Raw genomic sequence first — 23,010 nt, forward strand, 5'->3', positions numbered from 1 at the left:
GAATTCACGAAGCGCCTTGCTTCGAAATATCCGCGATACGCGCGGCGGCTCCCATCAATCCCGAAGCGTTGTGCCGTATCGAGCAGTTCGAGTTGGTCGTGGTCGGTTCGCACGAAATGGATAACCATCGACAACAGCGTGAGTGCGCACATTCCCAGCCATTCGCAGACAACGCGCGCACTCGGGTCTGCGTTGGGAAACGCACAAGCCGCGCGATCACTCGCGATTCAGCGACGGCACTGAATCGGCTCGATGTCCGGATCGCCGGCCCCCAACGCCGCTACCAACGCGGATTATTCCTCGGCACCCGCCGCGCCGTGCTCGGCCGCGCGAACTTGTACGGCAACTCCTGCCGATCGAGATAAGCCTGAATCGTCGGCCATTGAGCGTCCGCGAGCAGCATTTCGCAGACGTGCGGCATATCGGGCGACGCGCTGTCTACGCCGATCAGGTCCGGCAGCGAGTACCGGTCGGCGTCTTCGGTCAGCAGTTCGAGCGCGACATACGGCATTGGTCTCCTCCTTCTCCGGTTGAACGAAACGAACAAGCAGGCGCAGCGGCTACGCCCATCGATACGCATTTCGACGCCAGCGCCTGCCGTCCTCCATCGAACGCCGCACCAAACGCCGGGAACGGTATCGCCCAATGCGTTTCAAATCAGCATCGGCTCGCGTCGGCAGGCGAGCAAGCCCGAGATCCGGCCAAGTCTATTACGGCGTCGAGGAACGCGGCATGAGCCGACCTGGTCGATATGCAAATCGCGCGCAAAAAAACGCCGCGTTCGATCGAAATCGGAAAAGTCCGGCGCCGCGTTTACTCGGCTGCGTCAGTTCGCTGCACCGTAGTCAGTAATCGTTTACTTTGTAAAAAGACATCGTCAAACTCGATCGGCCGAACGGCCGGTCTTTTCTCAACCGCACCACGGAGACATCATGTACCAGCGCATTCTTGTTGCAGTCGACGGCAGCGAAACGGCACGCCACGCATTCGACGCGGCGCTCGACATCGCGAAGACGAGCGGCGCGGAATTGCAGCCCTTCTACGTCGTGGAAAACGCTGCGATCTACTACAACGTGCCCGGCTACGATCCGTCGATCCTGCGCACGCAACTGCTCCAGCAGGGCAACGATCTGGAAAAGGAATTTGCGCGGAAGATGCAGGAAGCCGGCGTGAAGGGCGCGATGAAAATCGGCGAAGCATCGTCGCTCGCCGACGTGCCGTCGCTCATCGTCGACGGCGCCAAGGCGTTCGGCGCCGATCTGCTCGTGCTCGGCACGCACGGCCGCCGCGGTTTCAAACGGCTCGTGCTCGGCAGCGTCGCCGAACAGTGCGTGCGCCACTCGGCGCTGCCCGTGCTGCTGATCCCGTCCGCCGCCCACCCGGAAGATCGGGAAAGCTGACCGAACGCAATGGATGCGATGTTTCGCCGCAACCGCGCGTTGCGGCCGAACAAGGAAATCGCACGGGAGTCGCGGCGTTTTGTCGCTAAACAGGCTTTGCCCACGATGGGACAATGGCTTTACCGATTCAACCTCAGAGCCATCCATCATGCTTACGCCCGTCGCCCGACCCGCCGCCGCCGCTGCTCCCGTCCATGCCTCCAGCACGTGGGCACCGCGTCAGGCCGCGCACTGCTCGACGTGCGCAATGCGCCATCTCTGCATGCCCCAAGGGCTCGCACCCGAGGCGCTCGCGCGCCTCGAATCCGTGATCTGCACCGCACGCCCGGTCCGCCGCGGCGAAACGCTGTTCCGCGAAGGCGACAATTTTGACAACGTGTACGCGGTTCGCTCGGGATCGCTGAAGACCATTGCCACACGCCACGACGGCCGCGAGCAAGTCACCGGCCTGCATCTCGCTGGCGAAGCGCTCGGCCTCGACGGCATCTGCGACGACGCGCATCCGCGCACCGCGGTCGCGCTCGAAGACAGTTCGGTCTGCGTGATTCCGTACAGCGCGCTGAAGACGCTGTGCTCGGAAGCCGGCACGATGCAATTGCGGATGCACAAGCTGATGAGCGAGCAGATCGTCCGCGAGACGTCGCAGACGATGGTGCTCGGCTCGCTGAACGCCGAGGAGCGCGTCGCGGCGTTCCTGCTCGACGTGTCGTCGCGCTACATGAAGCGCGGCTATTCGCCTAACGAATTCAACCTGCGGATGACGCGCGAGGACATCGGCAGCTATCTCGGCATGACGCTCGAGACCGTCAGCCGCACGCTGTCGAAGTTCCACAAGCGCGGACTGATCGAGATGCAGGGCCGGATGGTCCGCATCGTCGATTTCGACGGCCTCCATCGCCTGTAACCCCGCGCGGCTCGTTTTCATCGCATCGAATCAATCGAGAAACTGCGCGGCACGCTTCTTGAGCACCGCGCTGAACTCGTCGAGCCAGCCGATCGACAATCGCCAGCTCTGCCAGTAAAGTTCGACGTCGATGCTTTTTCCTTCCGACAAATCAACGAGTTCGCCCGCGGCGATCTGGCGCTCGACCATCCGCTCCGGACACATTCCCCAGCCCAGCCCCGCCTCGCACGCGCGCAGATAGCCGGCGACGTGCGGAATCCAGTGCTGCGGCGGATCGAGATCCACTCGCGTCACGCGCCGGATGAAGCGCGCCTGCAGGCCGTCCTTCGGATTGAACATCACGCACGGCGCGCGCCGCAGCGCGTCGCGGTTGATGCTGTTGCCGAAATAGCGCGCGTGGAACGCGGGCGAGCACACCGCGTGATAGCGCATCCGGCCGAGGCGCGTCGAGCGGCAGCCCTGGATCGGCTCGGCGAGCGCCGTCACCGCGCCCTGCACGCTGCCGTCGCGAATCCGTTCCGCCGTGTAGTCCTGATCGTCGATCACGAGATCGAGCAGCGTGCCGCTTTCCGCGCAGAACGGGCCGACCGCGTCGACGAACCAGGTCGCGACGCTGTCGTCGTTGACGGCGACGCGCAGTATCGGCCATGCGCCCGTCTCCACGCCGGCGAATCCCGGCATGTGTCCGGACAGCTCGGCTTCTAGCATCCGGACGCGCTCGGTGTGGCGGCACAGCAGCGCACCCGACGTCGTCGCGACGCACGGCTGCCCGCGCTTGACGAGCACGCTCCCCACTCGCTCCTCCAGCAGCTTCACGCGCTGCGACACCGCGGAAGGCGACACATTGAGCGCCTTCGCCGCCCGTTCGAACGAGCCGTGACGGATCACTTCGGCGAGCGCATCGAGCAACGCGTAGTCGAGCATCAGTTTTCCTTAATCAGCATTAGCTTATTTAGCTTTTCTTACTCAAGCGATCATCGCAGACTAGCGCCTCTCGCTCCGTTAGTCCATCGCCTGAAGCAACAACGAACATGAACTGGATCGCTTTTTCTCACGGCGCGATGCTGTGCGCATCGCTCATCGTCACCATCGGCGCGCAAAACGCGTTCATCCTTCGGCAGGGGATCATGCGCTCGCATGTCGGCAAGATCATTCTGCTCTGTGCGCTGTCGGACATGATCCTGATCGGCGCGGGCGTCGGCGGCGCGTCGGTGCTCGTCGAGCGCTATCCGACCTTCGTTCACGCGGTGCTGTACGTCGGCCTCGCTTATCTCGCGTGGTTCGGCCTGAGCGCGCTGCGCCGCGCGTTCAAGCCCGGCCACGAGACGCTCGACGCGACGGGCGCCGCCGTCGCGCCGCCCGCGCAGCGCGCATGGCCGATCGTGCTGATGACGCTCGCGTTCACGTGGCTCAATCCGCACGTGTATCTCGACACGTTCCTGTTGATCGGCACGGCCGGCGCGCGCGAGCCGGAAGGCGCACGCAGCGCATTCGCAATCGGTGCGATGGCGGTCAGCGCGATCTGGTTTGTCGCGCTCGGATACGGCGCGCGTTTGCTCGCGCCGTGGTTCAAGCGCGCGCTTGCATGGCGCGTGCTCGATGGCGCGATCGGCAGCATGGTGCTGTTTCTCGCGGCCGTGCAGTTGCGTTGAGGGTGTGATGTGCTTCGCGCGGCTCGCGAGCGCGTGGGTCACGTGTGCCGCAAGCCGCGACGATCGGCGCGCCGCATGCAAACGTCGAGATTCTGCGCAGCTCGACCAGCGCGACGCTTGCCGCCGAATCGAATAGACGACATGTCGGCGCAGCGGATGTCCGTCCGCAAGCGCGGGATGATCGAAATCGCGCAAAGCCGTTCGCTGCATGCCGATCCTGCACAGGATGCTTTGCGACCGAAGGAAGATTCGCGGCGGCCGTCCACGCGAATACTTCGCTTGGCTGAATACTGTCGAAACCGTCGATGAGCGCCGCATGCGCGACTTCCGGCTGTAGCTGCGCCGCCATGCGAAGCGCACTTGCCGCCACGCGATCTCCACGCATGGCGTCATCGGATGATCGTCCGCGAGCACGTGTCGAAGCCCGCAAGGGCCGATCAGCGCGCCGCCGGCTCGCGTTTCGACAGCCCACGGGCCGAAGCCGTGCGCATCGAAGTGCGCATCGAAGCGATGTATGTCGCCGCGCGCCTCGGCCAGCGTCATGGGACTGCGCCGCCCGAGCCACGCAATGACTTCGGAATCCGAATTCAACGCCGCCCACGCTTCGGCATCGTCGTCCCGCCAACGCCGCAGGATCAGACGCTCGCTCCGTCTCGATATCCGCCGGTCGACTCGTCTTTCGTTCCGAAATTTGCGGTCGGCCGCGTGATCGGCGGCGACACGGTTGCGATCGACAAACGATGCGATCCGGCGCCGCATCCGCGGCCATCGTGTCGCGAACCGATCACGCTGCAGTTGATACGCGTACGACACGGAATTGTCGCCAATCCCAACGCCCGAAGCACCGCTGCGGCGGTAACGAGAGGATCGGCGGAACACAGACGACAGCCCGTCGTTGCAGCCTTTGCTGCGGCGTCCGGCGCGAACGCGACGGTGACGCGGCGGTGACGCGACCGAACGCGCGTGAGGTTGGCTAATGCGATTAACGCTTGCGGATCAGCATGTCCGGGGTGAGCTGACCGCAGCCGTTCGCCCCCAGCATGGCCATGTTGCGGTCCACTTCTTCCTGCAACAGGCGAATCGCATGCGCCACGCCGGCCTCGCCCGCCACGGCCGCCGCGTAGTTGAAGGGCCGCCCGACGAACACCATGCGTGCGCCCAGCGCCAGCGCCTTCAGCACGTCCGATCCTCGGCGAAAGCCGCTGTCGATCATCACCGGATAATCGTCGCCCACTGTCTGCACCACATCCCGCAGGATTCGCATCGGCGACGAAGCGCCGTCCAGCTGGCGGCCGCCATGGTTCGAAAGGATGATGCCGTCGGCGCCCGCCTCACGCGCGATGACGGCATCCTCGACGCTGAGGATGCCCTTGATCACCAGCTCGCCCGTCCATTGCCTGCGGATTTCCCGCACGTGCGTCCAGTCGAGGTGGTCGCGCGCGGAGAAATCCCGCAGCACGTTGGCGGAGAGAATCGGCGCGCCGCGTGTCGCAAAGGAATTCTCGAAGTGGGGCATGCCGTGCTTGAGCAGCGTGCGAGCGAAGGTGCCCAACAGCCAGCTCGGCCGCGTCAGTCCGTCCCGGAAAAGGCGCAGGCTGGGACGCAGCGGCGTGGAAAAGCCGGTGCGCACGTTGTTTTCACGGTTCGCGGACACCGGAATGTCGACGGTGACCACGAGCGTTCTGTAGCCCGCACGCGCGACGCGTTCGAGCAGCGCGCGAATGCGGCTCGCGTCTCCCGGCAGGTACGCCTGGAACCACGTCCCCGGTGCGGCGGCGGCAACTTCTTCGAGCGGAATGAGCGAGGAGCCGCTCATGATGGAGACGATCCCCGCGCACTGCGCCGCACGCGCCAGCACCACATCGCCGCGATAGACCGACAGCGCGTTGATGCCCATCGGCGCGATGCCGAACGGCGACGCAAAGCGCTGACCGAACAATTCGACTGCCTGCTGCCGCTGGGAAACGTCGCACAGCACACGGGTCACAAAGCCGTATTCATCGAACACGGCGCGGTTATCGTCGCGCGTGCGGTTGTCTTCCGCCGCGCCGCTGACGTAACCGAAGATCGGACGCGGCAGCACGCGACGCGCCTTGGCCTCGAAGTCGTGCAGACTCAGTACGTCTTGCAGCACGCGCGGCGGCTTGCCGAGGCTGGCCACAGGCCGGCTCTCTTCCACGATCGGGGAGGTAAGGGTGGTCATCTATGGGCTTTCCTGAAGCGACGCCGCCATTCTATGCAGCCGAAGTATCGATAAAAAGCGATAATCTTCAAATAAAATCGTTCGATAAAAGCGAAGAACCATGGCAACTCCGACGCTCAAGCAACTGGACGCCTTCTATTGGGCGGCGACATGCGCCAATTTCTCGACTGCGGCGCAGCGGCTTCATCTGTCCATCTCTTCGTTGTCCAAGCGGATCAACGAACTGGAACAGGTCATGGGGCGCACGCTGTTCGACCGTAGCGGTCACCGTGCGGTGTTGACCGAGGATGGCGAAACGCTGCTGCCAGCCGCGGTTCGAGTTCTGGAGTCCGTGGCGGCGCTACAGGACGCGTTTGCGGAAGACAAGGGATTGACCGGCCGTCTGCGCTTTGGCGTAGGCGAACTGTCGGCGTTGACGTGGCTGCCCCGTTTCGTCGCAGCCGTCCAGAAACGGCATCCGCAATTGATCCTGGAGCCGTATGTCGACGTCGGCGCGGCGCTCGAAGACAAGGTGGATGCGGGAGAGCTGGATTTTGCGGTGATCGCGGGCCGTTCGTCGCGCGGCAGCATCCTGTCGCAGCCGGTGACGGAAGCCCGGTTCGCATGGATGGCCGCGGAGAAACTGGTCGGCCGCGAGCGCACGTTGACGCCGGCGCTGATTGTTAACACAAAATAAAGTTGTATAGTTGGCGGCCTGATTTCACGGCACTTTTCCACGTGCGACTGACGGATTCGCGGAAAGTTGTATAGTGACATCGTTGATTGGCAAGGGAAAAGGGTCGAAAAATGGACCGTGAATTCACGAATTTTCCGTGGTCGTCCGAAAGCCTGAGTTGCTGTCATGAGGCGCTCTGCCGGAACACCGTATGCGGTGTAAGCCTCCGGTGAAATCTGTGCTTGCTGCTGGCACGCGACCTGCCGAAGATCACCAGCTACCACGCGCAATGCGAACACAAGCCGTGGCATGCCGAGGGCCCGTTCTTCGTCAACCTGCTCGAGGCCGTCGGCGATCACAATCCCAACGCCGGCACCAATTCGGCCAAGCGCATGCGTCTGACGCTGCGCATCCGCGAGGCGGCCGCCCGCGCCGGCAGCGGCACCGTGCTGTTGTTCTGCGACGAAGCACAGCGCTACAACGAGAACGAATACGAATGGCTGCGCGACGTCCACGACGCGCTCGATCAGCAGCAGATCAAGCTGCTGACCTTCCTCGTCGGCCAGCAGGTACTGCTCGCGCAGAAGACCGCGTTGCAGATGGCCAGCAAGACGCAGATCGTCGCGCGCCTGATGGTCGAAGAGTTGGCGTTCTACGGGATCCGCAACGTCGAGGAGGTTGCGACCTGCCGGAACGGCTACGACCAGACCGCGTATCCGGCAGGCAGCGCGTGGAGCTTCACGCGCTTCTATGTGCCGCAAGCGTTCGACGCCGGCTATCGGCTGCTCGACGATGCGGACACGCTCTGGCACGCGTTCGAGGCGGCCCACCACCGAGCCAGCCTGCCGGGCGCGCTCGAGATTTCGATGGAGTCGTTTGCGCGCGCGGTCGAAATCGTGCTGGAGGACAGCGAGCTCCAGGATGCGCCCGGCTATGGTCCCGCGCCGGCGTTGTGGGCGCATGCGGTGCAGCAATGCGGTTACGTGCAGTCCCGTCATGCGACCGGCCGCGTGCTCGTCACCGCGTAGCGGGCCGTCGCTGCGACCGTCGCGCCTGCCGATCCTGACGCTCGACGAGCAGACGCTGACGCCGTCGCTGGGTTACGTGTTCAACCCGCGCTGGCTCGATCCGTGCGAATCGCTGGTGTCGATCTTGTGGAAGGTCGAGACCGTCAACGCGTTGCCCGGCCACGTCGTCGCGCGCCTGCACCGCACGCTCGGCCTGCCGCGCGCGCCGTTGGAAATCGCGCTGCTGCAGCCGAGCCAACGGCGCCGCTACAGCCCGCTGTTTCGGCACTGCCGGCGGTGCATCGCGCCATCGCGCGGGGCTATCACAGCGTATGCACCAGATGCTGAACCTCGCGACCTGTCCCGCGCATGTTCGGGCGCTGGAAACCGCGTGCTGGCGCTGCGGTTATCAATCAGGCGCCGTAGTCCACACGCCAGCGCAATCAATTGCAGTCGGGCCTCGTGCGTGATGCGTGGCGGACGGCCACTTCGCTCGCCTTCGCGAATGCCTTGGACACCTTGCCGCGCTATGCGCTTGCGCCACAAGCAGACGGTTTGTACGGATACCCCAAGTTCCCGTGCAATCACCGTATTGGAGTGGCCCTCGTGGGCCCACAACGCGATGCGCGCCCGCATCACATCTCGCTGCGCAGCCGTCTTCCGCTCGATCAGTGAGAGCAGTTCCTGTCGTTCTTTATTGGCCAGCTTCACTGGCGTCGCATGGCGGCCTCGGCTCATCCCGCAATGATAACTGAGACAGCTATTTATTCAATCTAATTACGGGATGTTGTACTAGCTGTCAACTTGACAGTACCGCGCCGCGTTCAGCAGATCCTCCCGCAACGCCGCCGCGGCCTCGAGCAACTCTTTGCCGTCACCGAGCGGCACCACCCGGCCGAGGCTATAGTTTTTCACGCGCTCGGCTGGCGCGCCCAGATCGAAGCAAACGATCGGGATGCCGAGGCTCATCACCTCCGCCACCACGAACGAGAACGTCTCCGGCCAGATGGAGGTGAACGCGATGACATTGACCTTGTGCTTAACCATCAGGCTCGCCAGCTTGTCGCGTTCGTACGACCCCGTGACTGTGAGGGTGCGTGACTTTCCCGGACCATCTAGCGCGCCTAGTACGGTGATATGCGCGTCCGCGCTGCTTTCTTCGATCGCGGTCACCATCTGACCAACCACGCGCGCGCCTTTGTGCGCATTGATGCGACCCACGACGCCAATATTCAACGGCGCTCGCAGATCAAACGACAAAGGCTGCGACATGAAATCGGAAACGTCGTGCGGCTGAAACTTCAAGCCCGGATGCCGCGCAAGCTGCGGATACGCGCGAATTAGCAACATCAGGCTAGCCCGCGAGAAGTAGACGATCTCGTCCGCTGCAGAGAGGAATGCGTCCCAACGCCGGCGCCAAAGGTGGATGTCGCGCTCGGCGAACAACGACACCAGACCATCCTTCATCTCAGGCAGGCACTTCAGGCACTGGTCAATGTTCGGCACGCCGCAGTACTCGCCGTCCTTGTCCAGCAAGAAGTGTGACGGGCAAACGCTGTGGTAGTCGTGTAGGTAGTATGTCACCGGCACGGCCTTGCGCCGCATCAGCGCAGTCAGGGCATCGAGCAGGGCGACCTGGCGTGTGAACGAAACGGCGTTGTTCCAGTGTACTCGACGGAGGTTTAAATCTGGGAGAGTCTGCAGGAACTCATCCAAACTGACAGTGAGCCGCATCAATTCGTTGTGCCGGCGGCATTCCAGCACGTACTGCAGCGTTAGGACGTGGAACGTCAAGATAAAGACGACGGTCCCCGTAACCAGCAATTCCTTTACCAGCGTGTGCCGTACGTGGTTTGCGCCCCCGCCGAGATCATGATCGACGATCAACTGCGCGGAACTGGCCTCGGCCGCCATCCTGCGCACACGCCCGATGGTGTCGGTGGCCTGTTTGGGTTTGCCGCGCAGATAGCGGCGAGCCGCCGACACCAGATCCAGAAAACGCCCGGAGCGGATGAACTGCAGCGAGCGCACAGCCAGATGCAGATAGACCGCGGTCTGCGGCGCAACAGCACCCTGCGCCGCAGACCGCGGGGGCACCGCGATCGTGCTGTTGGTCGGCAGTGTGACAAACGCGCCGTTGGCGAGCTGCACTTCCAGCGACAACGTCACGATGTCGGTGTGTAGCGCCTGCCCGAAAAAGTAGTAGCCGCTGCTCAATGCACGAGGGTTGTCCTTGACAGACTGCGCGACGTCCGTGCGTTCGGTACCATAGACGGCCTGGAACTTTTGGTGTGAGCCATCTCTGAACTTGAGCATCACTCGCAGTGCAGCGATAGCCTGCGCATCGTGCAATGCCCACCCGAAAATGAGCAGAGCCCCGTCTTCGTTGATCGCGGAGTGGTCTACCGACCAACGAAACCTGATGAGGTCGGTCTCCGCGCAAACTTGCTCATTGTCCTGTGAATGCATACTTTTCTCATTCTGAACGCGACGGCGCGACGCGCGTGCACGCATTACGTTGACAGCGACAATTCCTCGACCTCGACGGCGGATGCGGCCATTCCGGTGGAGTCGTAGTAACCGACGGCGCCGTCGGCGAACGTATGAATCACGACGGAGCGGCGCGGACGCGACATGTCCCGGCGAACCGAGCCGGCATGCAGCAGGTTCTCGTGCCAGATGAGCACGGTGCCTTTCTTTGGCCGATAGACGAACGGCTCGTAACGCGACGCCATGTCCTGCCAGATCGGTACGACCTTCGCGCCGAACTCCGACCAGTCGGATTCGACCTTCGTGCAGCCGGAATCGCGCAGATAGACGCGCGGCTCGCGGTGGCTGCCCGGATAGACGACGAGTTCGCCGCTGTCTTCCTGAACGTCCTGCAACGCGATCCAGATGCCGCACATGTAGCCCGCCGGAAACGGCGTCAGGTGAATCGTGTCTTGGTGTGCGTCTTGTTGGCTGCCGAAGACGTACGTGAGCGTCTGGCACGGTCGCGCGCGGCCGTTGAAGATCAGGTCGGCGAAACGCAGATGGCGGCGGTCCAGCCACAGCTTGCGCATGCCCGGATAGGTCATGTGCATGTGCTCGATGCGCTGGCTTGTGCCGTACTGGTAGTCGCCATAGCCGGTCTCGATCGCGTGATCGATCTCGCGGTTGACGTCGGCGACGAGCGAATCGTCGATCAGGCCTTCGAGCACCATGAAGCCATTCTTCAAGAAGTCGCGCAACGCCGTGGCTTCCGTCGCGTCGATCTCGCCTTCGGCCAGCAGGCGCGCAATATGCGCGTCCGCATCGGGGCGATCGAACCACACCTTCGCGTCGTCGGCGTCGTACGGATAGAACGACGAGTCGCAGGCGCCGGCGAATAGCGCGGGCGCGTTGCTGTTGGCGAGCAGCTTCGCGACCTGCCGGGACAGCGCGGAGTCGTTCGCCACGGTGAATTCCGTGCTCGCGCTGCCATTGCCGAACAGCCCTTGCCGCGGTGCGCTCACGCTGAGGTCGTGCGGACCGTCGTTCAGTAGGTGCGTGTGCACGTTGAACCCGATGTTGTCGCCCGGACGAAACGTCGCCGATACGGCCTGATCGTCGCGGCCGTCGAGCTTCGCGACGAACACCGTTCCTTCGTCCGCGACCTTCGCGCCTTCGAGACGGTACGTGAGGATTCCCGCTCTGCCTCGTGCCTGCGATGTCGCAATCAGCTTCATCTTGTCAGTTCCCTTGATTGTTCCGGATGTCGTATTTCGTCGCGCCGGCGCTCACGCGAGACGCCGCTTGATGCCGCTCAGGCCTTCCTGCTTCAGGATTTCCCACGCGCGCTTCGCATAGCGTCCCACATGCCGCGGGCTACTGATCGCATCCCCGGCGAGGCGGCTGATGCGGCGCCACTGCAGGCTTTCCGGATGATTCAGCGTGAAGCCGGCCGTCAGCTGCTGCTTGAGCTGCAACAGCGATTCACCGAGCGGGCCGCCATCGACGCCTGGATACTCGAGCTTCGCCTGCCCCTGAATCCACCCGTGGAACCCGTCGTTCGACGCATCGAAAGGATCCGCGAACGCGCGCTGCAGGTCGACGCGTTCGCGATAGATGAGCCGATGCAGCGGCTGGATCTTCTCGCCGTTCGAATACGCGCCATACGCCCAGCGCTTCTGCGTGAGAGAATCCGACGCGAGGTGCTCCGTCACGTTCGCGTACCAGTCGATCAACACCCCGGCCTGCGACCCGGACTGGCCGTTGACGGCCGCCATGATCCGGTGCGCACCGCTGTCGAAGCCGGTGAAGTGATAAAAGCCGAGCGGCTCGCCATTGACCTCGAAGCCGTCGTTGAAATTGCCTGTGATCTCGCGCGTAGTTAGATTCCACGGCGCGACGTTGTGGCGCGGCGAACGGATGATCGCGACGTTCGAGAAGAACGCGGGGACGAGGTCAATCCAGCGCTGGTCGGTAAAGAGGCCGTGCGGGATGTCCACGCGGCAGAAATAATAGATCCGCTGCTTCCACCATTCGGCGAAGCGCATTCCTTCGTCAGTCGCCGACACGCCGACGAAACCCAGGTTGTACACGCCGTGCTTGAGGCTGCAGATCTCGTTGTCGATAACTGCCCTAAGACGAGTTTCTGGCTCGACTTGATGCGGCGTCAGGATCACGTTCGCGTTGTCGAGCGCGTCGAGCAGGTCGTCCACACGCGAGAACAGCACCATGTCGGGGTCGAAGTACAGCACGCGGCCCACATCTTCGCGTTCGAGCAGCTTCTGCAGCAGGAACGGTTTGATCGCGGTCGACAGTTCGACGATGTTGTGGCAGAAGGCCCACCCCTTCACATCGGGAATGTTGAGTGTCGACAGCGGGTGGACCTCGTCGAACGGCTCGTTGCTAAGGTCAACGTCTTCCGGCAGCAAGTCGGAAAGAGCGAGGTGCAGCTCGATTTCCGGGTGCAGCTCGCGTAACGAATTGAACAGCAGCCGGACCTTCGGAATGTAATTCAGTGCGGCACTGGTGAAGACGCAGGTCTTTTGGGGCATCGGGGTCAACTCAGGGGACGGGCTTGTCATCGTGCCGAATGGGTGGTCTGTATGGAATTCGGGGCGGACGCGACGGCTGGCGCGGCGGCATCGAATGCGGCCCGCGCGCACCGCAGTTGCTCCTCAAGCGCCTCGATGCGCTTCAGGCGCTCGATCGACAGCTGCTTGACTTCTTCCAGCGCGGCGTCGGTCTGTTCGATACGCTTTTCGAGCGCGATCTTTTCCTTGAGGCGCTGCACCGCCTGCCCCTTGACCTCGTCGAGGGCTGCATTGGTATCGCGCAGGCGCAAGTCGAGCGCGATAATCTGGTCAAGCCGTTCGAACGACGTGCGCTCGAGGCTCGACTTCTGCGCGTCCTGCGCCTGCAGCTCCGTGCAGACGCGGTCGAATTCGACGCGCAGGCTTGTGGCCTCGGCGCGCGCGGCGGCGAGTTCGGCGTCGCGCGTGCGCAATACCGCTGTGATGTGTTGCAGCGCGGCGTCGGTCTGCTCGACCCGCCGTTCGAGTGCAATCTTGGCTTCGAGGCGCTGTACCGACTGCGTCTTCACGCTGTCGAGCGCCGCATCGGTGTCGCGCAGACGCGCGTCGAGCGCGAGGATCCGGTCGAGGCGCGCCCGCGCGGTCGCTTGCGTGTCGTCGAAGGCGGTCTGCGTGCTCGCAAGTTGCGCCTCCAGCGCATGAATGCGCGCGAGGCGTTCCATCGATGTCTGCTCGAGGCTCGCTTTCTGCGCGTCCTGCGCGCGCAGTTCACCGCAGACGCGATCGAATTCGTTGCGCAGGCTCGTCGCGTCGGCGCGGGCCGCGCTGAGATCGGCATCGCGCAGACGCAAGGCCGAGCGCAGCGATTGCTGGCCGATGTCGTAAAGCATCGCCGCGCACGCATCGTTGCACCGATGCGTGCGCGACAGTGCCTGCGCGCAGGCCGTCGCGCGATCGACGATCTCGACGGCGTCATTCATCGCGAAGATGAACGGTGCTTCGATATTGCCGAAGAATTCCGGCCACGCGGAGCCGATCAGATGCCCGGCCCTCGTCAGACCGAGGCGCCACCAGTTGCGCGCGTCTGCCGGTGTGTCGCCGAGCCAGGACAGCGTGCCGGCCTGAAAGGCCGCGTCGATGACCTTGGTGCCGAGCGTCGGCGTGATATGCGCGACGTCGGCCGTCGCGACGGCCGAGAAGTCAGCCAGCGCGCCGTGGCGATCGCCGCGGCGCAGACGCAGACGCGCTCGCGCATAGGCGAGCGAAACCTGCCAGCGCCGGATATGCGGATTGTCGACCGATAGCACGAGATAGCCGGCGATGACGGCGTCGAGCCGTTTGAGCTGCGCGTCGTCCGCGCGCTCTTCCAGTGCGCGATAGCAGAGGACTGCGAGCGCCGCGCCTTGATCGGCGGTGCCTGGCGGGTAGGTGTCGCGCACCTGCTCGGCGAGGCGTTTCAGCGCATCGGCGCGCTGCAGGCGGAACGGAATCTCGACCATCGCATGAACGAGCCACGGATTCGTATAGTGGCCATCGAAGTCGACGAGATGAGTGGTGCCTTCGAACCGCCCGTGCACGGTCTCGCGATACGAGACGTCACGGCCCGCTTCCGGCGACTTCATCGCGACCGCGAGCCACCATTCCGCTTCCAAACATAGCCCGTTGGCGGGCTCGACGGCTTCGAAGACGCGCGGGCGCTCGCCCCACTGGCAATGCGCATCGACGAGCTTGCAGCCGCTCGCGATCTGTCGCACCGACTGTTCGATCGTGAAGCCCACAGCCATTTCCCGCGCGAGTCGCTCGTATGTATAGACGTGCAGGTGATGCGGGTTCGGATCCTCGCCGGCCTCGTCGCTCCAGTCATTCGGCACGCTGACAATGATGCGGCCGCCGGGCCGCAGCACCCGGTGGAACGCTTCGAGCAGCGCGGCAGGCTGGGCCACGTGTTCGAGTGTCTCGAACGAGACGACGACGTCGACCGATGCGTCTTCAAAACGCCTCAGCGCATCGGGAAGAAAGCCAGTGATATATTCGGTGTTTTCGCCCCCAAAGCATGCCGTGGCGTAGTCGATAGCCCAGCCGCTGCCGTCGATTCCGTAAAAGCGACCCGCTGCGGACAGATAGCGCATAGTATACGTGCCGTAGCCGAGACCGCACGCGGCATCGAGCACCACGTCGTTCGGGCGGACGAACTTCGACGCCCAGTCATAGCGAACGACGTGTGCATCGGAGCGCCGACCGGCCTCCCGCAGCATGTCCATATGGAGGTCGCGCTCTTCGAGGAGTCGAGGCATCGGAAAGCGCTCCGCGGCGGCGGCGGGCACCGGCTCCAATAGCGTCGCGAGTTCGCGCGAGATCTGCTCGAGTTCAGCATAACCGAAGAGGCGATGGTACGCTGGGTGCTTGCGGTAACCGAGCGCGAAAGCGCACCGCTCGACACTCTCGACGGTGTCAAGCGCCTCGCTCGCGGAATGCTGAACGTAAATTCCGCGCGTGCGCGCAAGACGCGCGTCCGACAGCACGGAGATGAGCGCGTCGTCGGAAAGGTTCAGGCAGACGACGCAGGATGCCGCAAGGAATTCTGGCGTCCAGGTCGCGTGGGACGCACCATCCATCGCGGTGCTTTGTTCGACGACTTCGCTACCCGCGTCGCGCAACAGACTGCGAGCCACCTCCGGCATCGCGCCGAAAACAATGAATCGGCGTGCCCCGAACGCGAGCAGCAGGCGGCGGGCTATGTCGGAATTACGCAACGCATTCTCCGTTCACCCCCCCCGCCGGCGCGGCAGACACCTTCACCTGCGTGCTCGGGCAGATGTCACATACTCCCCCGTACCAACGCTCGAACTTGTTCATCGAGACTCGAAAAAACGCACTTTCGTCAACCCAGTGGAGCATGCGCTGATGACCCGGCACCAGCAACTTCTCCTCTGTGACATACGACTGCACTTCGTAATAGCCCTCCCCGAGACGACATTCGAAACGCTGCCGAAGCTCGATAATTTCGCCTAGTGCGAATTCGCGATCCCACGTGCGCGTGGCGCCACTCGGGCGCGTCGGGAGCAGATCGTCGTTGAATGTACCCCCCGAATAGATTTTCACGCCTTCCTTGTTGCGCAGGCGGAAACCCAGATTGAGCCCCTTGATCGACTTGTTTACGCGGTATTGCACGCAAACCTCGATCCCGTCGTCGGGGTAAAACAGGTTGCACTGTTCGCCGTTCGAGTCGAAGATCGTGGTGTTTAACACTTCGACATCGAGATCACCAAACGACATGCCCGAACTGCGGCTTCGGACGGGCGCGGCCATCATTTCGACCGCGTCAGGAGCCACGTTCTGCGCTGCCTCCACCTTAACGTTTCCGGCCGATCCGTCAAGTTCTTTGGTGCCTGCTTCCACGGCGGCGGACGTGGCCGGCTGCACGTGCCGGTTCGTCGAGCTTGTCAGGTATTGCAGAACATCGCGCGCCTGCTGGTTCTCCGCCTCGTGAAGCAAGCGCCGGTACTCCAACACAACTTCCGAAGAGGTGCCCATGCAGACCGTCTCACCACCCTTCAACAACAGCGCGCGGTCGGTGAGCGTGCGTACCGACTCCTGGTCGTGCGACACGAAGAGCAGGCTGCCACCGTCGGACAGGAAGCGCTCGATGCGCTCGTAGCAGCGCTTCTGGAACAGCGCGTCGCCGACGGCAAGCGCTTCGTCGACGATGAGGATGTCGGGATTGAGCTGCACCTGCACGGCAAACGCGAGGCGCACCATCATCCCGCTCGAATAGGTTTTGACCGGGCGGTCGATGAAGTCGCCGATACCCGCGAACTGCTCGATTTCGTCGAACCGCTCAAGGACCTCCGCGCGCCGGAACCCGAGCATCGCCGCGTTCAGGAAAACGCTCTCACGGCCGGTGAATTCGGGATTGAAGCCGGAACCCAGCTCGAACAGGCCCGCGAGCCGGCCGCGCGTCTCGACGCGCCCGGTCGTCGGTTTTAGGATGCCAGCGACGACTTGTAGCAGCGTCGACTTGCCGGCGCCGTTCATGCCGAGAATGCCCACGCTCTCGCCGCGCTTGACCTCGAACGAGATGTCGCGCAGCGCCCAGAACTGACGGTGGTATTCCTTATTCAACAAATGCGGGGGCAACAGGCGTTGCGCCGCGTCCGGCAGCATGCGCTGCATCCAGCGCATGCTGTATTGCCGCAGACGGTCGGACGGTGTCGGGTAGATGCGGAAGCACTTACTGATTCCCTCGACACGCACCACGGAATCAAAGGACATCGGCAAACCCGTCCGAGGTATTCGAGAACCAGATGAAGCCTATCCACGCGGTGATCCAGCCCAGAACGAGCGCGGTGAGAAAAGCAGTGAAATCGGGGAGACGGCCCCAGAGCAGCACGTCGCGCATCGACTCCACCTGCGTCGCTATCGGATTGACGGCGGCGAAGCCGGTCAGCGCAGCGGGGATGTTGGTCGGCGGATAGAAGATCGGCGTGAAGAAGAGCAGCGCAGTCGTGACGAGACCGACCAGTTGCGCGATGTCGCGCACGTAGACGCCGAGAGAGGCGAGGAACCAACTGACGCCGAGAGAGGTGAATGCAATCGGCACTAGCATCAACGGGAAGAGAACAGCAGTAAGCGGAACGTGTCCGACCCACAACCACTCGCCGATGAGCAATATCGCGATACTGATCGAAGAATTGATGCCCGCCGTGAATACTGTCATCCACGGAAGGATCTCCAGCGGGAAGACTGACTTCTTCACGAGATTTGGCGAACTCGACACAAGTGTCGGCGCACGGTTCACGCATTCGGCAAAGAAGTTGAAAGCGATCAGACCGGCAAACAGGACGAGCGGAAAGGGAAAATCGGAAGCGCCAGGCCCACCCCAGCGCGATTTGAACACCGCACCGAACACATATGAATAAATGCCCAGCATGGCAAGCGGCAGCAGCACTGCCCAGAGCATCCCGAGGTGAGAGCCCTTGTAGCGAGAGGACAGGTCACGCTTTGCCATCTCCCATAGCAAGTGTCGATGAGTATGCTGAACAGCAGCAAAGACTTTGAAAGGATGCATTGGGAGCTCGCATCGCTAAAGCCCCCACGAGAGGGACGGAGGAAGTGGATCATGTGCGACAAACGGCAAGCACAACATATCAAAACATATAACTCCTATTATATCATATCACAAAACATTGACTCACGCCATATCATTTGCATCCAGATGAGCTTTCCCCCTGAAATTTCGCCTTCCAGCAGGTCGTGTATAAACTCGACCCAAAGGAAGGAAAGCAGAGATGTTCAAGGTACCGCACCAGGTGTACACGGCAGAGTTCGAGGAAGCCGCCGTGCAACGAATCAAGGACGGGCAAGGCGTGAGCGCCGTGGCCCGCGAATTGGGTATGTCGACGCAGACCCTGTGCAACTGGGTGAAGGCTTTCGAGGCCGGCAAGCTGAATGGCCTATAAGAGACGGTTTCAAAAAGCCCCGTGGGCCTGTTAACATTCGCGGCGAGCTGTTAATCTCAGGCATCGGAACAACCGAGACCGAGGCGATGGGCAAGCCGATCATCGACGACGAACTGTGGACACTGATCGAGCCGTTATTGCCGCACCCAAGCCGCGGCGCGAGAAGAACCCGGGCCGCCTGCCTGTCTCGAATCGCGCCGCGTTGACCGGCATCCTGTTCGTTCTCAAGACGGGACTGCGCTGGCGTGACCTGCCCGCCGAGATGGGCTGCGGTTCGGGCGTGACTTGCTGGCGACGGCTCCGCTATTGGCAGGCTGCGGGTGTATGGGATCGCTTGCACGGGTTGCTGCTCGCGAAGCTGCGAGCAGCAGACCAAATCGACTTCTCGCGAGCCGCCGTCGATTCATCATCGATTCGCGCCGTTGGGGCGGGCCAAAAACTGGGCCAAACCCTACCGATCGCGCGCGACCCGGTTCCAAGCACCACATCGTCACCGACGCCAACGGCACGCCGCTCGCCGCGATCCTGACCGGCGCGAATGTCAACGACGTCACGCAATTGCTGCCTCTGATCGATGCGATTCCACCGATTCGCGGATTGCGCGGCCATCCACTGAGCAGACCGCGTGTGGTCTACGCCGATCGTGGTTACGACTCCGAGCGGCATCGGCGAGCGTTGCGCGATCGTGGTATCGAGCCGGTGATCGCGAGGCGCCGTACCGAACATGGCAGCGGCCTTGGCAAGTATCGCTGGGTCGTTGAACGCACGCCAGCCTGGCTGCATCACTTCCGTCGTCTCCGTATTCGTTTCGAGCGCCGTGCTGACATTCACGGCGCGTTCCTCAAACTCGGCTGCTGCTTGATCTGCTGGAACACCTTGCAGCGGACTCAGCAGTCTTTATGAAACCGTCTCTAAGGACCTCCCCATTTTGGCAAGCGATTTTTGAAGCGTATTGGTCAAGCTCCTGTGTCGCTCGAGACGCGGGTGGCACGGATGGCGGCCAGACAGACTGCACGCGGTACTGTCAAGTTAAGCGATGCCGCTTCGCATGACTCCCACTGGTTGGTCAAATTTGGCAAGCAAATCGTCCTGTCCGATGGGAATTCGGCTATGATTTCATGTCGATTTCGCACTTCCGACTCAATAAATTTCGACGTTTTTCCTTAACTTGACAGTACCGCAGGAACACCTGCCCGGCGTGCAGGGGCTGTCGGACTTCACCAACATGCGCGATCTGCATGTGACGGTCGCCGGCGCGCCGTTCGATCACCGGCTGTATCACTTCGTGCTCGCGTTCTCGCACTGGGAGTATGCCGGCGTCGTTGACGGCGGCGAGAGCTTCGAAGCTCTGTCCTCCGGCTTGCAGAACGCGCTCTGGCAGGCCGGCGGATGCCCGTGCGAACATCGCACCGACAGCCTGTCGGCGGCGTTCAAGAACCTGCAGCAGCACGAGGACTTCACGGCGCGCTACGCCGCGCTGCTCGAGCCCTACGGCATGACCGGCACGCGCAACAACGTCGGCGTGGCCCACGAGAACGGCAGCGTGGAGTCGTCGCATCGCCATCTGAAGGAAGCCGTCGACCAGGCGCTGATGCTGCGTGGCCATCGCGACTTCGCCGATCGTCTCGCTTCCGAGGGCTTCGTGCGCGAGGTCGTGATGCGGCGCAACCGCCACAACGCCGCCGCGTTCAACGTCGAGCGTGAGCATTTGCGGGATCTGCCGCTGCGGCGCACCACGGACTTCGTCGAGGAGGAGGCGCGCGTGACGCGCTGCGGCACCTTCACGGTGCGTGGCATCCTCTACAGCGCGCCGTCACGCCTGATTGGCCACCGGCTGAAGGTGCGGGTCTATGCCGAACGGATCGACTGCTATCTGTCGGGCGCCCTGGTGCACAGCGCCGCGCGTGGATCTCATGCTGCCAACAGTCGCCGCCGCGCGCTCGACTACCGGCACTTCGTCGACGAACTCAAGCGCAAGCCTCAGGCGTTCAAGGGGTTGGCGTTCCGCGACGACCTGTTCCCGCGCGAGGCGTACCGCCGAACCTGGGAACAGCTCGAAGCCCGGATGACGCCGCGCGATGCCTGCAAGACCATGGTCGGGCTGCTCGATCTGGCCGCCAACCACGGCGTCGAGGCCGTGCTTGCCGACCGGCTCGACGCCGTGCTGGCTGCGGGCGAACTGCCGGATCTCGAGCAACTGCGCGGCGAGTTCGCGCCGCGGCAAGCGCAGTGTCCGGAGGTCGTGCTCGACACGCCAGCGGCGTCGCTCTACGACACGCTGCTCGACGAGGGGGTGACGGCATGAACGCTCCCGCCACCTACGATGCCGCGCGCCTGGGCCTGATGCTGGGCGAGCTGCGGTTGCCGACGATCGCCCGGTTATGGCCCGAGTTTGCCCAGCGCTCCGACAAGGAGGGCTGGCAGGCTACCCGGCTACTCGGCGCGCTGCTCGAGCACGAGCTCGCCGAGCGGGTGAAACGGCGCATCGAACGGCATCGCGTCGAATCGCGCCTCGATCCGACCAAGAGGCTCGACAGCTTCGACTTCGGCATGGTGCCGATGGTCTCGAAGGCCCACGTGATGGCGCTCGCGACCGGCGATTCATGGCTGGAGAAAGGCGCTACGATCCTGCTGTTCGGGCCGCCGGGCGGCGGCAAGACGCATCTCGGCTCCGGCATCGGTCACGCCCTGATTGATGCCGGCTACCGCGTGCTGTTCACGCGCACCAGCGAGATCGTGCAGAAGCTGCAGGTGGCCCGCCAAAGCCTGCAGTTGCCGTCGCTACTCGGCAAGCTGGACCGCTTCGACCTGATCATCCTCGATGACCTGTCGTACGTGCGCAAGGACCAGGCCGAGACGAGCGTGCTGTTCGAGCTGATCGCCGAGCGATACGAGCGGCGCAGCCTGCTGATCACGGCCAATCAGCCGTTCTCGGGCTGGAGCGAGGTGTTCCCCGACCCGTCGATGACGGTGGCCGCCATCGACCGCCTGGTCCATCACTCGACGATCTTCGAGCTGAACGTCGAAAGCTACCGGCGTCGCAACGCCAGCGACGACAAGCGTGCGAGCGTGTTGCCTCACGGGAGGATGTTACTCCCGGGTAATTGTCATCGTGCGATTGTTTCGCAATGAAGGCTGACGCTGCGTAGCAGCGTCAGCCTTCATTGCGTCGGCGCCGTCGAGTATCCGGGTCACCAGTTCTCGCGCTCGATTCGATCGGCATGCCTTCACGCGGCGCTGCAGGGTGCGCAACTGGGCGCTGGAATACATCGTGGGAGCCATCGCGGTGAGGCGCTCATGGAGCTTTTGCGCTGTGATGCCGGGCTCCGTTTCAAGCCACTGCTGTATCTTCGGCCAGGTATGCTCGAACGGATCCTCGCGGGTGCGCCAGTCATGAGGGACGCGCGCTTTTCGGTGGTGCGTCGGCCGGACCTCGCCGGCCTGCCACGCTGTCCCAAGGCTTGCCAGGAAATCCGCGAGTGGAACTTGACCAGCTGTTTTTGCCTCTGTCGCCGCCGTGCCGGAAGCGCTGCATTCGGCAATGCGCTGTTGGGCTTCGCGCATTCGACGTAAGAGGTCCAGTGGGTCAAGCGCTCTGAACTGGGCACGCAGTCGGCGCTTGGTTGACTCCGGCACCGAAGCCGAACGCAGCACGCGCTCGAGCGGCGTCAAGGGCGCTTCGTAGCGCTTGGTTACCTTCGCGCCGTGACGGGTCTTCGATATCAGCTTGAATGACGGCTGGAAGAAGTTGATGTACAGCCGCGACGCTTGATAGAGGGAGGCAAGCGTTTCTGTGGCTTCGAGGCCTCGTAACCGGCCATACCCAACAAGGCGACGCACGATTGATCCATTTTTCTGCTCGACCCACGCCTGGTCGTTTTTCTTGTAGGCCCGTGAGCGTGCCAGCTCGATACCCGTTGCCTTGCAGAAATCGAACACAGCTTCGTTCATGAAGGCAGTATCGTTATCGCAATCCAGACCGCGCAGCGGAAACGGCAAGGCACGGGCAACACGCTCGATGTGCTCGAGAACAAATGCCCCACTGCGATACGGCATGGCTAGACATTCGGTCCAGCCGGTTGCGATATCTGTCATCACGAAGCTGTGCACGAAGTCACCGTCGATCTTGGTGCCGCCACAATGCTCGACGAAATCGACCTCGAGATAGCCGGGCAACGGATCGTTCCAGTCAGAGAACGTGCGGATCGGCACCGCACGGCGGATCGCATTACCGACTCCGCCAGCACGCCGACGTTGACCGGCGAAGGCTTGCTCGCGCACATCCCGCAATAGGCGATCAATGGTAGCGGCGCTGATTTGCTTGAGCCGTTGGCGCACCTCCTTCGATAGCGACAGGTGACCATGCCGTGTCATCGAATCGATCAGTGTTGGGATGAGCGCTTTCAGTCGCTTGCCGCAGATCCGGTCGGCAGCCTCCCACAGCGTGATCAGCCCGGCCCGCACCTCATCGTCATACCATCGCTGCGGGCCGGGCTTCGCCTTCGGCGGCTGCGGCTCCCGGCCCAGCACACGGATGGCGTGCTTGCGGTGATAGCCCGTCAATTCAATGAATTCGTCCAGAATCTGGCGCTTCTCGTTCCGCTCAGACCGGCGGTACCGCTCACCGACTGCTTCAGTCAATTCCCGTCTTGTTGTCATGCTGAGCCGCCTCGTCATAAGTCGCTCCCGCCAGCCATCTGACGGGTAGCAAAATACTTGAGGCAACGACC

At 63.0% G+C, this 23,010-nt stretch carries 16 protein-coding genes and 5 pseudogenes; 9 read left to right on the plus strand and 12 right to left on the minus strand.

Annotation, left to right across the window (positions count from 1 at the left end):
• Positions 1-280 precede the first annotated feature (280 nt).
• The gene (locus WS62_RS18330; RefSeq protein WP_066573550.1) at positions 281-511 is read right to left on the minus strand and encodes a hypothetical protein; all 231 of its coding nucleotides are present in this window, start codon (positions 509-511) and stop codon (positions 281-283) included.
• 421 nt (positions 512-932) lie between these two features.
• Here WS62_RS18330 and WS62_RS18335 point away from each other — a divergent pair, with 421 nt between their 5' ends.
• A complete protein-coding gene (locus WS62_RS18335; protein ID WP_066489245.1) occupies positions 933-1,400 on the plus strand; it encodes a universal stress protein in 468 nt (155 codons plus the stop codon).
• Between the two features lie 148 nt (positions 1,401-1,548).
• A complete protein-coding gene (fnr, locus tag WS62_RS18340) occupies positions 1,549-2,304 on the plus strand; it encodes a fumarate/nitrate reduction transcriptional regulator Fnr (protein ID WP_010107321.1) in 756 nt (251 codons plus the stop codon).
• A gap of 30 nt (positions 2,305-2,334) precedes the next feature.
• Here the strand turns inward: fnr and WS62_RS18345 are convergent, their stop codons facing one another.
• Positions 2,335-3,228, minus strand: coding sequence for a LysR family transcriptional regulator ArgP (locus WS62_RS18345; protein ID WP_066573560.1), 894 nt, complete (start codon positions 3,226-3,228; stop codon positions 2,335-2,337).
• 107 nt (positions 3,229-3,335) lie between these two features.
• Here WS62_RS18345 and WS62_RS18350 point away from each other — a divergent pair, with 107 nt between their 5' ends.
• Positions 3,336-3,956 (plus strand): LysE/ArgO family amino acid transporter, encoded by a 621-nt coding sequence (locus WS62_RS18350; protein WP_066489241.1) that lies wholly within the window; start codon positions 3,336-3,338, stop codon positions 3,954-3,956.
• A 393-nt stretch (positions 3,957-4,349) separates the two neighbouring features.
• Here WS62_RS18350 and WS62_RS38255 read toward each other — a convergent pair.
• Positions 4,350-4,715 (minus strand): annotated as a pseudogene (locus WS62_RS38255) (GNAT family N-acetyltransferase); the annotation flags it as partial.
• Positions 4,716-4,938: 223 nt separating this feature from the next.
• Positions 4,939-6,159 carry an alpha-hydroxy acid oxidase gene (locus WS62_RS18360; RefSeq protein ID WP_066573564.1) on the minus strand — a complete coding sequence of 407 codons (1,221 nt, stop codon included), beginning with the start codon at positions 6,157-6,159 and terminating at the stop codon, positions 4,939-4,941.
• Positions 6,160-6,259: 100 nt separating this feature from the next.
• Between WS62_RS18360 and WS62_RS18365 the strand changes: the two are divergent.
• Both WS62_RS18365 and WS62_RS36605 read left to right on the plus strand, forming a co-directional pair.
• A pseudogene (locus WS62_RS18365) lies at positions 6,260-6,820 on the plus strand (LysR family transcriptional regulator); the annotation flags it as partial.
• Between the two features lie 230 nt (positions 6,821-7,050).
• Complete coding sequence (locus WS62_RS36605) at positions 7,051-7,842, plus strand: hypothetical protein (protein ID WP_066573566.1); 792 nt, start codon at positions 7,051-7,053, stop codon at positions 7,840-7,842.
• A gap of 246 nt (positions 7,843-8,088) precedes the next feature.
• On the opposite strand, the gene WS62_RS38260 is transcribed toward WS62_RS36605, so the two are convergent.
• The 7 genes from WS62_RS38260 to WS62_RS18400 form a co-directional block, all read right to left on the minus strand.
• Positions 8,089-8,559, minus strand: a complete 471-nt coding sequence (locus tag WS62_RS38260; protein ID WP_331460080.1) for a helix-turn-helix domain-containing protein — start codon at positions 8,557-8,559, stop codon at positions 8,089-8,091.
• Positions 8,560-8,613: 54 nt separating this feature from the next.
• Complete coding sequence (locus WS62_RS18375; protein WP_066573569.1) at positions 8,614-10,290, minus strand: glycosyltransferase; 1,677 nt, start codon at positions 10,288-10,290, stop codon at positions 8,614-8,616.
• A 44-nt stretch (positions 10,291-10,334) separates the two neighbouring features.
• The gene (locus tag WS62_RS18380; RefSeq protein WP_066573571.1) at positions 10,335-11,528 is read right to left on the minus strand and encodes a phytanoyl-CoA dioxygenase family protein; all 1,194 of its coding nucleotides are present in this window, start codon (positions 11,526-11,528) and stop codon (positions 10,335-10,337) included.
• Between the two features lie 51 nt (positions 11,529-11,579).
• On the minus strand, positions 11,580-12,842 hold the full coding sequence (locus WS62_RS18385; RefSeq protein ID WP_066573573.1) for a glycosyl transferase: 1,263 nt from the start codon (positions 12,840-12,842) through the stop codon (positions 11,580-11,582).
• Positions 12,843-12,868: 26 nt separating this feature from the next.
• The gene (locus WS62_RS18390) at positions 12,869-15,493 is read right to left on the minus strand and encodes a methyltransferase domain-containing protein (protein WP_197422860.1); all 2,625 of its coding nucleotides are present in this window, start codon (positions 15,491-15,493) and stop codon (positions 12,869-12,871) included.
• 73 nt (positions 15,494-15,566) lie between these two features.
• Positions 15,567-17,093, minus strand: coding sequence for an ABC transporter ATP-binding protein (locus WS62_RS18395; RefSeq protein WP_082721069.1), 1,527 nt, complete (start codon positions 17,091-17,093; stop codon positions 15,567-15,569).
• Entirely contained in the window at positions 17,083-17,889 is an 807-nt protein-coding gene (locus tag WS62_RS18400) for an ABC transporter permease (RefSeq protein ID WP_082721070.1), read from the minus strand. The genes WS62_RS18395 and WS62_RS18400 overlap by 11 nt, the downstream gene beginning before the upstream one ends.
• Before the next feature lie 220 nt (positions 17,890-18,109).
• Between WS62_RS18400 and WS62_RS18405 the strand changes: the two are divergent.
• The 4 genes and pseudogenes from WS62_RS18405 to istB form a co-directional block, all read left to right on the plus strand.
• Positions 18,110-18,274, plus strand: a pseudogene (locus WS62_RS18405) (transposase); the annotation flags it as partial.
• Positions 18,275-18,366: 92 nt separating this feature from the next.
• Positions 18,367-19,183, plus strand: a pseudogene (locus WS62_RS34100) (IS5 family transposase).
• 274 nt (positions 19,184-19,457) lie between these two features.
• Positions 19,458-20,585 (plus strand): annotated as a pseudogene (locus WS62_RS18415) (Mu transposase domain-containing protein); the annotation flags it as partial.
• Positions 20,582-21,412: an IS21-like element helper ATPase IstB gene (istB, locus tag WS62_RS18420; protein ID WP_066573584.1), complete on the plus strand. Its 831-nt coding sequence runs from the start codon at positions 20,582-20,584 to the stop codon at positions 21,410-21,412. The pseudogene WS62_RS18415 and the gene istB, both read left to right, overlap by 4 nt.
• On the opposite strand, the gene WS62_RS18425 is transcribed toward istB, so the two are convergent.
• Positions 21,371-22,921, minus strand: coding sequence for an integrase catalytic domain-containing protein (locus tag WS62_RS18425; RefSeq protein ID WP_231748339.1), 1,551 nt, complete (start codon positions 22,919-22,921; stop codon positions 21,371-21,373). The two genes, istB and WS62_RS18425, sit on opposite strands and share 42 nt — an antisense overlap.
• Positions 22,922-23,010: the final 89 nt, after the last annotated feature.

It is taken from the genome of Burkholderia sp. ABCPW 14 (assembly GCF_001523835.1).
Lineage (GTDB): Bacteria > Pseudomonadota > Gammaproteobacteria > Burkholderiales > Burkholderiaceae > Burkholderia > Burkholderia mayonis.

Bases quoted from the DNA above. Each gene is read 5' to 3' on its own strand.
- WS62_RS18360 (WP_066573564.1), bottom strand. From the start codon at position 6,159: ATGACCACCCTTACCTCCCCGATCGTGGAAGAGAGCCGGCCTGTGGCC.
- WS62_RS18350 (WP_066489241.1), top strand. From the start codon at position 3,336: ATGAACTGGATCGCTTTTTCTCACGGCGCGATGCTGTGCGCATCGCTC.
- WS62_RS18400 (WP_082721070.1), bottom strand. From the start codon at position 17,889: ATGCATCCTTTCAAAGTCTTTGCTGCTGTTCAGCATACTCATCGACAC.
- WS62_RS18385 (WP_066573573.1), bottom strand. From the start codon at position 12,842: ATGCCCCAAAAGACCTGCGTCTTCACCAGTGCCGCACTGAATTACATT.
- WS62_RS18380 (WP_066573571.1), bottom strand. From the start codon at position 11,528: ATGAAGCTGATTGCGACATCGCAGGCACGAGGCAGAGCGGGAATCCTC.
- WS62_RS18375 (WP_066573569.1), bottom strand. From the start codon at position 10,290: ATGCATTCACAGGACAATGAGCAAGTTTGCGCGGAGACCGACCTCATC.
- WS62_RS38260 (WP_331460080.1), bottom strand. From the start codon at position 8,559: ATGAGCCGAGGCCGCCATGCGACGCCAGTGAAGCTGGCCAATAAAGAA.
- istB (WP_066573584.1), top strand. From the start codon at position 20,582: ATGAACGCTCCCGCCACCTACGATGCCGCGCGCCTGGGCCTGATGCTG.
- WS62_RS18345 (WP_066573560.1), bottom strand. From the start codon at position 3,228: ATGCTCGACTACGCGTTGCTCGATGCGCTCGCCGAAGTGATCCGTCAC.
- WS62_RS18335 (WP_066489245.1), top strand. From the start codon at position 933: ATGTACCAGCGCATTCTTGTTGCAGTCGACGGCAGCGAAACGGCACGC.
- fnr (WP_010107321.1), top strand. From the start codon at position 1,549: ATGCTTACGCCCGTCGCCCGACCCGCCGCCGCCGCTGCTCCCGTCCAT.
- WS62_RS18330 (WP_066573550.1), bottom strand. From the start codon at position 511: ATGCCGTATGTCGCGCTCGAACTGCTGACCGAAGACGCCGACCGGTAC.
- WS62_RS18395 (WP_082721069.1), bottom strand. From the start codon at position 17,093: ATGTCCTTTGATTCCGTGGTGCGTGTCGAGGGAATCAGTAAGTGCTTC.